Below are 14433 nucleotides of genomic sequence, written 5' to 3' on the forward strand. Positions count from 1 at the left end.
ACTAAATGAATCAGAATAAAAATCAAGAGGAAAAATCCTCAGTATTTAAGGATTATATTTTGGGAATTATATTCTTAGTAATCCCAATTTTAATTATCTATTTATTTATGAAATTTTCCTAATAAAAAGGGGGTCTAGATAGACCCCCTTTAATTTTATTCCTCTAAAGTACTTAAGTTACCTGGATCCTGCCCAAGTGCTCTTGCTTTTAAAACTCTGCGCATAATTTTACCGCTTCTAGTCTTCGGTAATGATTCTACGATTTCAATACTTTCAGGTTTTGCAATCGGGCCAACTTCGTGACCGACATGCAATCGAAGTTCTTCAACTAACTTATCAGAACTTTCATATCCACTCCTAAGAATTACATAACAATGAATAGCGTTTCCTTTAATATCGTGTGGTAAACCAATTGCTGCAGCTTCGGCAACTGCTTGATGACTAACTAATGCGCTTTCAATTTCCGCAGTTCCCAATCTATAACCGGAAACTTTTATAACATCATCAACACGTCCGATAACCCAGAAATATCCATCTTCATCCCTACGTGCAGAATCTCCCGTCATATACATTCCGGGATATTTACTCCAATATTGATTAACATATTTATCCGGATCATTCCAAATTGTTCTTAGCATTGATGGCCAAGGTGTTTTTATTACAAGATAACCTTCTTCATTTGATTTTACTGATTTTCCCTCTTCATCTACAATATCCATTATTAATCCAGGGAAAGGTTTTGTACCTGAACCCGGTTTTAAAGGTGTGCAAGGCATTGGAGTTATCATAAACATTCCGGTTTCAGTTTGCCACCAAGTATCCATTATCGGGCATTTTTCTTTTCCGATAACTTTATAATACCACCGCCAAGCTTCTGGATTAATAGGTTCCCCAACACTACCGAGTAATCTTAAAGAAGATAAATTATAACGATTAGGCCAAGCATCACCATACCGCATCAATCCACGGATAGCAGTAGGAGCAGTGTACAATATATTTATTCCATATTTTTCAATCATCTGCCACCAGCGGTGAGGATATGGATAAGTTGGAGCGCCTTCGTACATAAAAGATGTTGCACCGTTTAACAACGGGCCATACACGATGTAACTGTGGCCGGTAATCCAACCAGGATCTGCGGCACACCAATATCTATCCTCTTCGTGAATATCAAAAACATATTTTAAAGTTGTATAAGTTCCTACCATATACCCGCCATGCGTATGCATAATTGCTTTTGGTTTTCCCGTAGTACCTGAAGTGTATAACATGAAAAGAGGATCTTCAGCATCAACAATTTCAAGGCAGTCAGAATTATTCGCAATCGGAAGATTCATTAATTCGTGATACCACATATCTCTTCCAAACTCCATATTAATCTGATGTCCGGTTCTCTTTACTACAAGTACACTTTCCACAGTTGCAGCTCGTTGTAATGCTTCATCAGCAATTTTTTTAAGTTCAACAATTTTTCCTCTTTGAAAAGCACCATCAGAAACAATTAAAACTTTTGATTGACTATCTTCCAATCTTTCGTGTAATGCTTCAACAGAAAAACCTCCGTAAACAACGGAATGTATTGCACCAATTCTTGCACAGGCTAGCATTCCGATCATTAATTCAGGCACTCTTCCCATATAAAGAGTTACACGATCACCTTTTTTAACACCGAGACTTTTTAAAACATTAGCAAACTTGCAAGTATCACGATGAAGTGCAAAATAAGAGAAGGCTTTGAACTCTCCATCCTCTCCCTCCCAAATAAGTGCTAATTTATTTCTTCTAGAAGTTTTTGTGTGAACATCAAGACAGTTATAAGCAATGTTTGTTTTTGCTCCTGTAAACCATTTAAAGAAAGGTTTGTTTGTATCATCTAAAACCTTATCCCATTTTTGAAACCAATGGAGATTATTTGCTTCGTTTTCCCAAAATCCAATTGGATCTTTTTCGGCGAAATCATATAAGCTTTCGCATTTTGCATGTGCGTTATCCATAATTTCTTTTGTAGGATAATAAACTTCACCTGTGAGTTTTTTGTCTGCCATTTGATGCTCCTTTAGTAAGTGAGAATGGAATTAAAAATTTAGGATGAAATTAAAAGTAGTTTAGATTAGAAACAATAAAGGATTTATTAATTTTTAATAGCGGGATAAGCAAATTGCTAATCCCGCCTAAATAATTTTTAGAACTTATTTGGTCCAGCATTTTTAATTGTATCAGCTGTTCCTTCAGAATATTCTTTGAAGTTCTCTATAAACATATTAGCAAGTTTTTTAGCTTGCTCATCGTATGCAGTTTTATCAGCCCAAGTATTTTTGGGATTTAATACTTCTGTTGGAACATCGGGACAGGAATTTGGAATCATCAAATTGAAAAATGGATCTTTTGTGTATTCAACATTATCCAATTTTCCTTCCAAAGCTGCAGTTAACATTGCACGAGTGTATTTTATTTTCATTCTGCTTCCAACACCGTAAGCTCCGCCAGTCCAGCCAGTATTAACGAGCCAGCAATTAACTTTATGTTTAACAATTTTTTCACCGAGTAATTTTGCATAAACATTTGGATGAAGTGCCATAAACGGGGCACCAAAACAAGTACTAAAAGTGGCTTTTGGTTCAGTTACTCCTTTTTCAGTTCCAGCAACTTTTGCTGTATAACCGGAAATAAAGTGATACATAGCTTGTTCAGTTGTTAATTTTGAAATTGGCGGTAGTACACCAAAAGCATCAGCGGTTAGCATAATAATATTTTTTGGATGTCCCGCTTTTCCATCTTCAACAATGTTTGAGAGATGAGTAAGCGGATAAGCGGCACGAGTATTCTCTGTAAAAGTGTCATCATCCAAATCTAATCTGCGTGATTGTGCATCTATCTGAACATTTTCTAGAATCGTACCAAATTTTCTGGTAGTTTCATAAATTTCAGGTTCAGCTTCTTCAGAAAGTTTAATTACTTTTGCATAACATCCACCTTCGTAGTTAAATACACCATCATCGCTCCAACCATGCTCATCATCACCAATTAATTTTCTTTTTGGATCAGCAGATAATGTTGTTTTGCCAGTACCACTTAATCCAAAAAATAATGCTACATCATCGTCATTTCCTACATTTGCAGAACAGTGCATAGACATTACGCCGCGCATTGGCATCAAATAATTCATAATTGTAAAAACGGATTTTTTAATTTCCCCTGCATAGCTCGTTCCACCAATCAAAACTATTCTTTTATCAAAATTTAGAAGTATAAATACCTCAGAGTTTGTACAATCTACATCTCTATCTGCATGAAAATTAGGCATTTGAATAATTGTGAAATCCGTTTTATGATTTGTCAATTCTTTCTCAGAGGTATATCTTCTAAACATATTTCTTGCAAACAGATTGTGCCAAGCATTTTCTGTCACAACACGAATTCCAATTCTATTTTTTTCATCAGCACTGGCATAACAATCTTCCACATATAAATCTTTTCCCTGTATATATGCCATCATTTTAAAGTATATCCTACCTGCACATTCGGCAGACATTCCTTTATTAACTTTTCCCCACCAGATATTTTTTTCACTGTCACCTTCACGAACAATAAATTTATCATTTGGACTTCTTCCCGTGTGATAACCGGTTCTGACCACAAGCGGACCGAGATGAGCTAATAAACCTTCTCGCCTTCTGATTACTTGTTCGTAAAGTGCCGGTGTGCCATAATTATAAAATACTTCGCGCGTATTTTTAATACCAATGGCTGCAAGTTCTTCCATCAGCTTAACTTTTTTAATCATAGTATTTTCCTTTTTTAGTTTTTATGTTTTTGCCCAAATATATTCTACAATTTAATTTACCTAGTTTTTCTTAAAGAATTAACTAAATCGAACTCAATTTTTTCTTCACTATAAAATGGCTCGCCAAATTTTTTACCAATTGAAAATCCAAAAAACTCTGCTCGTGATTTTATATAGTTAATAAACTCAGGACTACTAATAAATGTTTCGGGTTCTTTGCTTTTGGGATTGTGGAATTGTGTACTGTAACATTCTACCGCTTTCATTTTCAAATCAAATGTATCAGAAATATCAACAACAAAAGTTGGATCGAATGTATATGTTTGCATATAGTAATATAGTTTTTCCGGGCGATAATGATTTTGTGGAATTTCTTTATCGAACGAATTTATTTTTGAAAGTCCGGTCGAAAACATTGCACGCTTTACCAAATTACTTGCATCTATATGATCAGGATGGCGATCATTAAAATAGGGTGCAAAAATAATTTTGGGTTTAAATTTTCTAATCTCAACAATAATCTTTAATAGATTTTCCTTCGTGATTTTTAAATCACCATCCGGAATTTCAAGATTTTCTCTTACAGCAACTTTTAGAGTAATAGCTGCATTAAATGCTTCTTGTTGTCTGGTTTCAGCGGTTCCACGAGTACCGAGTTCACCTCGAGTTAAATCAATTATTCCAACTTTAAGTTCACTTTTAGTTAGTTTAGCTATGGTTCCGCCCATAGCCAGTTCCGCATCATCGGGATGAGCTCCAAAGATTAAAACATCTAAATTCATTTTCACCCTTAATTAATAATTTGATATGTGTGAACTTAAAAATTTTCTATAATGTATGCTAATGAATAGAGACAAGTTTTGATGAAGTTAACAATAAATTGAAATTAAAAATGAAATAAATTTTTGCAAATTTATATCATATCTTTATCTTAAAAACAATAATCCAATTATTTAATATTTTATCATTTCTAACGAGGTTTCCGAATGAAGTTTTTCTATACTTTGTTTATTGTATTTACAGTTACAATCTTAACATTTTCACAAGCTTATGTTTGGGAGTTAAAACAATCAGGGTCAAGTTTGGGTGGTCCGATTGATGTTGAACAATATAATTCAGACAATGTTTATTACGGCAGCGGAAACAAAGTTTACAGAAGTATTGATAGAGGAAATACTTTTCAGCAAATGGGTAATTTAATTCCTGGTTCATCTTCTGTAAAAAGTCTTACAGTAAATGATAATGCACCTGGCACAATGGTGGTAGCAATCGAAGCAAGCCCGAATGATAAAATTTACAAAACTACTGATTATGGACAGACCTGGGTTCTAACAAACGATGAAGGGCAAATGTCTTATTTTGGAATACCTGTAAGCCAAGATCCTTCTCATCCAGATACTCTTTATACAATGGTCAACACAAACTTTAAACGCTCAACCGATTTTGGCAGCACTTGGTCAACCATCTCCAGCAGTTTTGGGCCATTAAATGCACCATGCGATATCGAAGTTTTTCCAGATACTTCAATCATACTAATCGGCGATAATGGAACAGGAATATTTAAAAGTACTGATTATGGTTTAACTTGGTCGCAGAGATACACAACATCCGGCGAAATCCCAACAGTATCAGTTGATTTTACTCATCCAGGGGTTGCGTGGGCAACTAAATGGAGCGGTGGCGGAGGAATGTTAAAATCAACTGATTATGGACAGACTTGGAATTTAGTTTCTTACTTTGGAAGTATTAATATGTGGGGTGTCCATATTCAACCGACTGACGGAAATATTATTTTATCGAACAGTTATTCAACTTCTCCAGGAAGCTGGAGATCTACAGATGCAGGTACAACTTGGAATCCAATTAACATCCCGTCAACTGGTTATCAAGTATTTACAGTTGATTCTATGACACAGTTTGCAGCACAGGGCGGTGGTTTTTATAAACTTAATTCCCCATTCTTCATCCCTGTGGAACTTACTTCATTCAGTGCATCTTTAATTAATGACAATATTGTATTAAAATGGACTACGGCCACTGAACTTAACAATTCAGGATTTGAAATTGAAAAAAGTAACAACAATAAGGATTTTGAAAAAATAGGATTTGTTCCTGGGTATGGCACAACTACGGAAAGCAAAAGTTACAGTTATTCAACGTCTAAAAAAGATTCAAAACAATATTTTAGATTAAAGCAAGTTGATTTTAATGGAGCTTTTGAATATTCATCATCAGTTGAAGTTGAAGGAATTACACCAACAATATTTTCTCTGAAACAAAATTATCCGAATCCATTCAATCCAACTACAAAAATTGGATTTACACTTCCTACTGAAAGTAATGTTAAGATTAGTATATATAATTTAATCGGACAAAAAGTTGATGAGATAGTAAACTCTAAATTCTCAGCGGGAAATCATTCCGTAGCTTTTAATGCGGATAATCTTTCAAGTGGAATTTATCTTTACAAGATTGAAGCAGGAAATTTCACTTCAGTTAAAAAGATGCAATTAATGAAATAGTAATTTTTATTTATCTAATTATTAAAAGGATTTAAATCTTTATTGGTTTAAATCCTTTTTCTTTATTAATCTCTGCATTATTTTTCGTCTACCAATCCTTAAGGAAAGACATGAAAAATTTATTATCTGTTCTAATATCAATCTTAATCATTTCATCAATATCAGCACAAACTATGAAAACAGCCTTTATAAATGGAAAAATTTACACTGTAAATGAAAATCAACCTATTGCGCAAGCCGTTGTTGTTGATGGAAACAAAATTGTATTCGTTGGATCGGATGAGGATGCTAGAAATATCATCGATTCTCAAACAGAAATAATTAATCTTAACGGCAAACTAATGCTGCCGGGATTTATTGATAATCATGTGCATTTTTTAAGCGGTGGATTTTATTTACTAGGTATAGATTTACGTCCAGCGAATTCCACAATGGAGTTTAAAAAGATTCTGAAAGATTATGTAGAAAAATATCCGAACAAATGGATTACGGGCGGTTATTGGGATCATGAAAAATGGGAAACAAAAGAACTTCCAACAAAAGAAATGATTGATGAAATATCTCCGAACACTCCTATTTTTGTTGAAAGATTAGATGGTCATATGGGTTTAGCAAATTCGAATGTATTAAAATTAGCTGGAATTACTAAGGATACTGAAAGTCCTGATGGTGGACTCATTGTCAAAGATCCTAAAACCGGGGAGCCAACCGGTGTGTTAAAAGACAATGCTATGAATTTTGTTTATAATATTATTCCCGCTGCATCAGCAGAAGAAAATTATGATGCCGCAATTGCTGCTCTTGAAGAATCAAAACAATTAGGTATTACAAGTGTTCAGGATATCACATTTGAGGATGCTTTTACTACATTCAAAAAGTTACGCGAAGAAAATAAACTAACTTGTAGAATTTATACTCGCTGGCCAATAGTGGATTATAAAAGCCTTGTAGATAAAAATATAAAAATTGGTTTTGGTGATAATTATATAAGAATGGGTTCTCTCAAATCATTTGCTGATGGTTCTCTCGGTTCAAGTACAGCATGGTTTTTTGAAAAATATAATCAAGACACAACAACTTTTGGTTTACCAATGGATATTATAACCAACGGCGATATGGAAAAATGGTGTATTGACGCTGATAAAAATCATTTACAGCTTTCAGTTCATGCTATTGGTGATAGAGCTAATTCATGGATGCTTGATCTATTTGGAAAAATTTCTAAAGAAAACCCAGTATGGGATCGAAGATTTAGACTTGAACATGCCCAGCATGTTAGATTTGAAGACATTCCTCGATTTACAAATCTTGGTGTGATCGCATCCGTTCAACCATATCACTGTATTGATGATGGTGTATGGGCAGAAAAAAGAATAGGGCCGGATCGTATAAAATATACTTATCCATTTAAATCTTTTTTAGATGCCGGGGTAAAAGTTTGTTTTGGAACCGATTGGTTTGTTGCACCACTTAATCCGCTACTAGGGCTATACGCAGCCGTTACACGCAGAACTCTTGATAATAAAAATCCAGATGGTTGGATACCAGAACAAAAGATTTCAATTGAAGATGCAATTAAATGTTACACAATAAATTCCGCTTATGCTTCCTTTGAGGAAAACATAAAAGGCAGTATCGAAGTTGGAAAGTTAGCAGATCTAATTGTATTGAGTGATGATATTCTCACAATTGATCCGATTAAAATAAAAGATGCAATAGTTGAGATGACCGTCTTTGATGGAAAAATAATTTATAAAAAGTAAATATGATGCGCAGTTTATTTATGATAGTTATGATTAATTAAGAACATAACCAATCATATTTTTTATTAAGGATTAGGGTTCCACTGACTTTAAAACTATTCCAACCCATTCATCCATTTTAAGATAATCAATTTCAATAAATCCAACAGCAGAATATTTTTCTTTAATTACTTCTGTATCCATTTCAAGCAAACCGGAAAGAATTAAAATTCCATTTTGTTTTATTCTTGATTTAAATCCTTCAACAAGTTCTAATAAAATATTTTTTTGGATGTTTGCAATTATCAAATCAAAATTGATATCTACAATATCTTTTAATTCAGATTTTTTAATATCAACAATATTTTGCACATGATTTAGCTGAGTATTTTCGACTCCATTACCGAAACACCACTCATCAATGTCAAAAGCTATAACTTTTTCAGCACCAAGTTTAGCGGCGGCGATAGCTAGAATTGCGGTCCCGGAACCTGCATCAAGAACTTTCATTCCAGGTTTTAAATATTTTTCAATAAATATTAGACAGATTTTAGTCGTTTGATGATCACCCGTACCGAATGACATTTTAGGATCAAGTGTGAGAACGATTTCATTCTTTTGAGTCTCGTATTCTTTAAAAGTAGGTTTTATAATAATTCTATCTGTAACGCGTACAACTTCCCTGCTCTTTTCCCATTCTTCATTCCAATTTTTTTCAACAACATAATTTTCCTGTACGGAAAACTCACGTAATAATTTATTTTCTTTAAGATGATTTAATTCATCTTCAATTGATGCAATAGTAATTTTTTCATCTTGAGCAAAAACTTTTAAGCAGTTTACCTCTTCATTTATTCCATCAATATTAAGTTCCCACAAAATTGAAGAAAGAATTTCAACATTAAACGGCTCTGCGATTATTATAAATTCTTTATATGATTTCATAATTATTTTATTTATTCGTTTTCAGATAATATCTTACAAATTTCATCCTGAAATTCCTTCGCCTTTTTAGAAGAACCGACATAATTCTGCATCATTATTGAAAATGCTATAGTATGGCTTTTCTTATTAATTAAATAACCCGATAAAGTACTCACTCCAGTTAACGTTCCAGTTTTAGCATGAACATTATTTGCTGCTGCAGTCTTTCGCATCCTATTTTCCAGAGTTCCATCTAGTCCTGCAATGGGAAAAGAGTTGTATAAAACTTCATATAGTTTAGGGTTTTTAGAGTAAAAATACTTTAAAATATTTACAAGAAGTTCAGCGCTTACAACATTGTAGTGTGAAACTCCAGATCCATCAACGATTCTATAGTTTTTATGATTTAATCCAATTGTATCAATCATAAGATTAATTAATTGAACCCCACTATCAGCAGTTGCGGGTTTACCAGAATATTTTTCAGATAATACATACAGAGTCATTTCTGCACTAAGGTTATCGCTTGTCTTATTAAGATTTTCAATTAAATCACCATAACTTCTTTTGAACGTACAAATCTTGTTTGCGTCTCGCGGAGTTATTTTTATCTTTAGATCACCGCTTATACTAATAAAATTTGAGTCCAATACTTCAGAAAAAACTGTTAGAAAATACTTTTCTGGATTTAAAACATTTACAAATTTAGTTACATAGCGGTTTGAAATAGGAAATTTACCTTTAACAATTATTTCATTTTTTCTCTCTAACCAATTCCGGTTAATTTCAAATTTATTTTCACTATCGAATGAAGATTGATTTGTGACAGAAACATAATTAGTCGTTGGATATATTGTTACAACAGGTTGATGAATATACTCTTCTTGCTGAACAATAACTTCGACGCAGTTATCATTGAGGTTTAGGGCACTTAAATATGGGGCATCCGATGATGGATCATCATCCCACATCCAACCTTTACCCCAATACAAAGAATCTTTGAAAGAAATATCTCCATAGAGATTTCCAGCTATTGTTGATATACCCAAAGATTTTAAAGTATCAACAAAGTAATATAAATCATGAGTAGTAAAATCAGGATCACATCCGCCAACTACATAAAGATTTCCGTAAAGTGTATCGTTGGAAACATAGCCATCATAGTACAAATCAGTTTTAAATTCATATTCAGGTCCAAGATATAACAATCCTGCCGCAGATGTAATTATTTTCATGTTTGATGCTGGACGCAGAAGCATTTTTTCATTCTTTTTGTATATAGTATTATTTGATGTTAAATCTTCAACTTGAATTGAGACTAAGCAGCTTTCAAAAAATTCATCATTTAATAAATTATCGATTTTAGTTTTAGATGATTGCGGATAAACATTGAAACATAAGAAAATTAGAAGGAAAATATTTTTTTTCATTTAACTACCTAGAAGTAATAATAATTTTATACGCGATGGGATTAAAAATAATTACGGACTCTAAACTCAGCACCAATTTCTTCTTCTACAACTTTGCGGGATTTTTCAATTTCAACTTCATCTAAAGAAACTACGCTCATAACAACTTTTTTAACAAAAGGTTTTGCAAGCCGAGCAAAATTTTTCATCTCCTCAAAATGATTCTCACTAACCCGCATTAGTTTGGCATATTGTTTTGAGTCAAATGAATTAAAACTAATTGATACAATATCAATAAGATCTTTCATTTCTGGGGTTATATCTCTTTTGTTAATCAAATTACCATGACCATCTGTATTAATTCTGGTTTTACCGCCATTTTCTTTAACATACTTTGCAATTTCCTTAACAATCCCCCAGCGGATTGTAGGTTCGCCGTAACCACAAAAAACAATTTCATCGTACTTAGTTGGATCACCAATTTCCTTAATATAAACATCCGCCGTTGGTTCTTCAGATTTTTTCATTCCCAGATTATATCCACGCAAAAATGGATCTTCCTTCCTTCTACAAAAAGTACAATCAGCATTACAACGATTTGTGATATTGATATATAAAGAATTACCAAGTAAGTATGTATAACTTGTCTTAGGTAATGATCCAATTCCAAAAAATCTAAAACTATTTAAGGATGTAATTCTTCCAACCTCTTCAATTGAAATTTTATGAACATCTGCAATTTGCTTTGCAACAGAAGTTACATAGGCAGGTTCATTCCTCTTGCCACGATATGGCACTGGAGTCATGAACGGTGAATCTGTTTCAAGCAAAAGATGATTCAAATCTACGTGTTTTAATATTTCTCTTAATCCATCACTTTTTTTGAAAGTAATATTTCCCGTAAAAGAAATAAAATGATTCATTTTCATTAATTCAATTGCATCATCCACAGAGCCATTATAGCAATGGAATTGTGCTTTCAGTCCAGTTCCGCAATAACTCTTAATAATATCCAGCATTTCTTCATCAGAGTCACGATTATGTATAACAACCGGCAGTTCTAATTTGATGGCAAGTTCAAGTTGAGATTTGAATGCTTTAATTTGCTGATCTTTAGGAGAGAAATCATAGTAGTAATCTAACCCAATTTCGCCAATCGCCACAATCTTAGGATGTTTTGAAAGTTTTTCAATTTCGGGGATTAAAGATTCATTCCAATCTTTTGTATCGTGCGGATGGATTCCAACCGTTGCATAAACTTGTTCATATTTTTCAGCAAGAGATATTGCTTCACTTGCAGTTTTAAGATCTGTGGCAGGAATAATAATGTAATCGATTCCATTCTCTTTTGCACGATTAATTACTTCATCAATATCATCTTTATAATTTTCAAAAAATAAATGTGCGTGAGTATCTATAAACATTTTAGATAACTTCACCAATCAATAAAGGATGTTCATGTACATCGTGCGCTGCCTGAAATGCAACTATTTTGTCAGATGGAGAAATAACCCCAATCAAACCAATGCCGCAATTAAAAACTTTGTGCATTTCTTCATTAGATATATTTGTAGTGTACTGTATCAATTTAAATATTGCGGGCATTTCCCAATTACCCCAATGGATCTGTAAATCCAAGCCTTCTGGAATTATTCGAGAGGTGTTGCCAACAACTCCTCCGCCTGTAATATGCGATAAACCTTTTACATTAACAGTTTTTTTAAGAGCGGTAATAAGATTTAGATATGATTTATGAATTTTTAACAACTCATCACCGATTGTGTTTTTAATTTCATCAACGTAATCAGTTACTTTATATTTTTCTAACAAAACTTTTCTTGCAAGTGAGTAACCATTTGTATGCAGTCCATTCGAAGGAAATCCGATTAACAAATCTCCTTTTTGTATTCTCTTTCCATCAATTATCTTTGATTTATCAACAACTCCTACAATTGTTCCAGAAACATCAAAATCATCAGCCTGATACAAACCGGGCATTTCAGCAGTCTCACCACCAATTAATGCGCAATCATTTTCTTTACAAGCAATTGAAAAACCTTTAATAACATCCGCGGCTTTATCCGGATTTAATTTTCCGGTTGCATAATAATCCAAAAAGAAAAGCGGCTTTGCACCGCAAACGGCAATGTCATTAACACAATGGTTTACCAAATCCTGACCAATCGTATCGTGCTTATCCATTTCTATGGCAATTTTCAGCTTCGTACCGACACCGTCAACGCTGGAAACTAAAACAGGATTTTTATAACCCGAAAAATCAGGTTCATAAAAAGCTCCAAACATCCCGATATCAGTTAAAACACTTTTATTGAATGTGGATTTTGCATAGCTTTTAATTTTATCAACAGTCTTCTCGCCTGCTTCAATATCGACTCCAGCAGCTTTGTAAGTTTGATCCAAAACGAACTCTCTTTTTATAAAAATTGATAATTATTTCACAAAAAAATTTACCACAAATCCAAGATTATTACAAAGGTTACGTGAAATCACTAAGCTTTGACACTTACATTAACTCAATTCTCGGATTTACTATCTTAGATTAAACTTTCAGGCATCTGAACCGCTATTACTTTACCACGTGCAGTAATTTCTCCGTTTGCAGAAACTGTAATTTCAGAAATTACTTTTCTTCCTTTTATTTCCATTACTTTTCCCCTTAGCTCAAGTTCAACACCAAGTGGAGTTGGTTTTAGATAATCAACTTGAAGAGAAGCCGTAACAAAACGAAATGGGGGTAAAGTATCCGGCTCTCTCCCATCGGCTTTATATGAAGCCAATGCAGCAGTTCCGGTTCCATGGCAATCAATTAAGGAAGCAATCAACCCACCATAAACATAACCTGGAATTGCAGTGTGATATTCCTTTGGTTTAAATTTAGAAATTGTTTCATCTCCATCCCAAATACTTTTAATTTGATGTCCGGATTCATTTAATCTACCACAGCCATAACAATGTGCTACATCATCAGGATAGTAATCTTGAATTGCTCTAATATCCATTTTATAAAATTCCTTAATTATATTTATTGTTTGGTATTATGCGGATAATTTATAAGTAACAGTAAGTTAAAACCCTAAAGCAAAAACTATTAGACCAATAGTTAGACCGATTACAAAGTTGAATATTTTTAATTTAATTGAATCTTTCAACGAATATGAAAGCATCGGCAGCATACCATGCCCATCCTGAACAATGGAACTTGTTAACAAAACGGAAAATGGAACTAGTCCTTGTGCAAAAAGAGTAACGAATATTAAATGTGGACCAGATTCCGGTATCAATCCAAGCAACGCTCCAACAAATAGAAAAACAATTTTGTATTGTGATGTGAACTGTTCTAAATGCAAATATTGAAGACCAAACTCAACAACCGTTAATGCTCCGAATGTCCAAAGAGCAGTTTTCCAAAGATGCTTTTTAATAATGTGGCCATAGATATGTTCTTTGAAATAATGTTTAAAACTTTTCTCTTTAGGATGAGTAACCATCTCCTTACAATTTTCGCAAGTAGAGATTTTATATTTTTTAACAATAATATCGATTAACCAACCACTGAATATTCCGATAACAAATAGAATGAAAAAGAGAATAATAGCATCCTTCGGAAACATAGCTAGCATCACAAATGCTTCATCGCCTGAAACAGCTATCATAGCTCCGGAAAGGGCACCAAAACTTATTAAACCATGAATGTATAAAGATACGTTTGTAAATCCACAAATACAGCCTGGAACAGTCCCGATTAAAGAGGCTAATATATACTGCTTAAACTTTCGTGCATTTATAAAAAATGACTCAAGTTTGTTTTTAGTTACTACATTTATCAAATCAACTAATATCATCATTACTGCAACAAGCAATGAAATCTGAATTGATTCTTTAACTATTTTTAATATTGTATCAATCATTTTACAGCAATAATATTATTTGTTTAATGCCATTTAGATGCAAAAAGCAACTACAAGTTGCGGTACACAATTATCAAATATGATTCACAAATATTTTATAGACACTGAATCATAGTTATGAAT

11 protein-coding genes are annotated in these 14433 nt (G+C 33.2%); 2 read left to right on the forward strand and 9 right to left on the reverse strand.

The features are described from left to right. Positions 1–155 precede the first annotated feature (155 nt). The 3 genes from acs to bshB1 all read right to left on the reverse strand — a co-directional run bounded on the left by acs (position 156) and on the right by bshB1 (position 4566). Positions 156–2045 carry an acetate--CoA ligase gene (gene acs, locus IPJ23_06390; protein MBK7630310.1) on the reverse strand — a complete coding sequence of 630 codons (1890 nt, stop codon included), beginning with the start codon at positions 2043–2045 and terminating at the stop codon, positions 156–158. A gap of 137 nt (positions 2046–2182) precedes the next feature. Next, positions 2183–3784, reverse strand: a complete 1602-nt coding sequence (locus tag IPJ23_06395; protein ID MBK7630311.1) for a phosphoenolpyruvate carboxykinase — start codon at positions 3782–3784, stop codon at positions 2183–2185. Between the two features lie 56 nt (positions 3785–3840). Beyond that, entirely contained in the window at positions 3841–4566 is a 726-nt protein-coding gene (gene bshB1, locus IPJ23_06400) for a bacillithiol biosynthesis deacetylase BshB1 (protein ID MBK7630312.1), read from the reverse strand. Between the two features lie 204 nt (positions 4567–4770). Here bshB1 and IPJ23_06405 point away from each other — a divergent pair, with 204 nt between their 5' ends. Together IPJ23_06405 and IPJ23_06410 are read left to right on the forward strand one after the other, a co-directional pair. Beyond that, positions 4771–6306: a T9SS type A sorting domain-containing protein gene (locus IPJ23_06405; GenBank protein MBK7630313.1), complete on the forward strand. Its 1536-nt coding sequence runs from the start codon at positions 4771–4773 to the stop codon at positions 6304–6306. Between the two features lie 110 nt (positions 6307–6416). Further along, positions 6417–8069, forward strand: coding sequence for an amidohydrolase (locus IPJ23_06410; protein MBK7630314.1), 1653 nt, complete (start codon positions 6417–6419; stop codon positions 8067–8069). A 72-nt stretch (positions 8070–8141) separates the two neighbouring features. On the opposite strand, the gene prmA is transcribed toward IPJ23_06410, so the two are convergent. The 6 genes from prmA to IPJ23_06440 all read right to left on the reverse strand — a co-directional run bounded on the left by prmA (position 8142) and on the right by IPJ23_06440 (position 14310). Further along, positions 8142–8993, reverse strand: a complete 852-nt coding sequence (gene prmA, locus IPJ23_06415) for a 50S ribosomal protein L11 methyltransferase (GenBank protein ID MBK7630315.1) — start codon at positions 8991–8993, stop codon at positions 8142–8144. An 11-nt stretch (positions 8994–9004) separates the two neighbouring features. Next, positions 9005–10402 (reverse strand): D-alanyl-D-alanine carboxypeptidase/D-alanyl-D-alanine-endopeptidase, encoded by a 1398-nt coding sequence (dacB, locus tag IPJ23_06420; protein ID MBK7630316.1) that lies wholly within the window; start codon positions 10400–10402, stop codon positions 9005–9007. Between the two features lie 41 nt (positions 10403–10443). Continuing rightward, a complete protein-coding gene (locus IPJ23_06425) occupies positions 10444–11805 on the reverse strand; it encodes a YchF/TatD family DNA exonuclease (GenBank protein ID MBK7630317.1) in 1362 nt (453 codons plus the stop codon). Between the two features lies 1 nt (position 11806). Then, the gene (locus IPJ23_06430; protein ID MBK7630318.1) at positions 11807–12802 is read right to left on the reverse strand and encodes a phosphoribosylformylglycinamidine cyclo-ligase; all 996 of its coding nucleotides are present in this window, start codon (positions 12800–12802) and stop codon (positions 11807–11809) included. Positions 12803–12936: 134 nt separating this feature from the next. Next, a complete protein-coding gene (locus tag IPJ23_06435) occupies positions 12937–13401 on the reverse strand; it encodes a PaaI family thioesterase (GenBank protein ID MBK7630319.1) in 465 nt (154 codons plus the stop codon). 66 nt (positions 13402–13467) lie between these two features. Then, complete coding sequence (locus IPJ23_06440) at positions 13468–14310, reverse strand: arsenic efflux protein (GenBank protein ID MBK7630320.1); 843 nt, start codon at positions 14308–14310, stop codon at positions 13468–13470. Positions 14311–14433 lie beyond the last annotated feature (123 nt).

This window comes from Ignavibacteriales bacterium, assembly GCA_016709765.1.
Classification (GTDB): domain Bacteria; phylum Bacteroidota; class Ignavibacteria; order Ignavibacteriales; family Ignavibacteriaceae; genus IGN3.

Coding starts and splice junctions, on each gene's coding strand:
- acs (MBK7630310.1), bottom strand. CDS start 2,045: ATGGCAGACAAAAAACTCACAGGTGAAGTTTATTATCCTACAAAAGAA.
- IPJ23_06395 (MBK7630311.1), bottom strand. CDS start 3,784: ATGATTAAAAAAGTTAAGCTGATGGAAGAACTTGCAGCCATTGGTATT.
- bshB1 (MBK7630312.1), bottom strand. CDS start 4,566: ATGAATTTAGATGTTTTAATCTTTGGAGCTCATCCCGATGATGCGGAA.
- IPJ23_06405 (MBK7630313.1), top strand. CDS start 4,771: ATGAAGTTTTTCTATACTTTGTTTATTGTATTTACAGTTACAATCTTA.
- IPJ23_06410 (MBK7630314.1), top strand. CDS start 6,417: ATGAAAAATTTATTATCTGTTCTAATATCAATCTTAATCATTTCATCA.
- prmA (MBK7630315.1), bottom strand. CDS start 8,993: ATGAAATCATATAAAGAATTTATAATAATCGCAGAGCCGTTTAATGTT.
- dacB (MBK7630316.1), bottom strand. CDS start 10,402: ATGAAAAAAAATATTTTCCTTCTAATTTTCTTATGTTTCAATGTTTAT.
- IPJ23_06425 (MBK7630317.1), bottom strand. CDS start 11,805: ATGTTTATAGATACTCACGCACATTTATTTTTTGAAAATTATAAAGAT.
- IPJ23_06435 (MBK7630319.1), bottom strand. CDS start 13,401: ATGGATATTAGAGCAATTCAAGATTACTATCCTGATGATGTAGCACAT.
- IPJ23_06440 (MBK7630320.1), bottom strand. CDS start 14,310: ATGATTGATACAATATTAAAAATAGTTAAAGAATCAATTCAGATTTCA.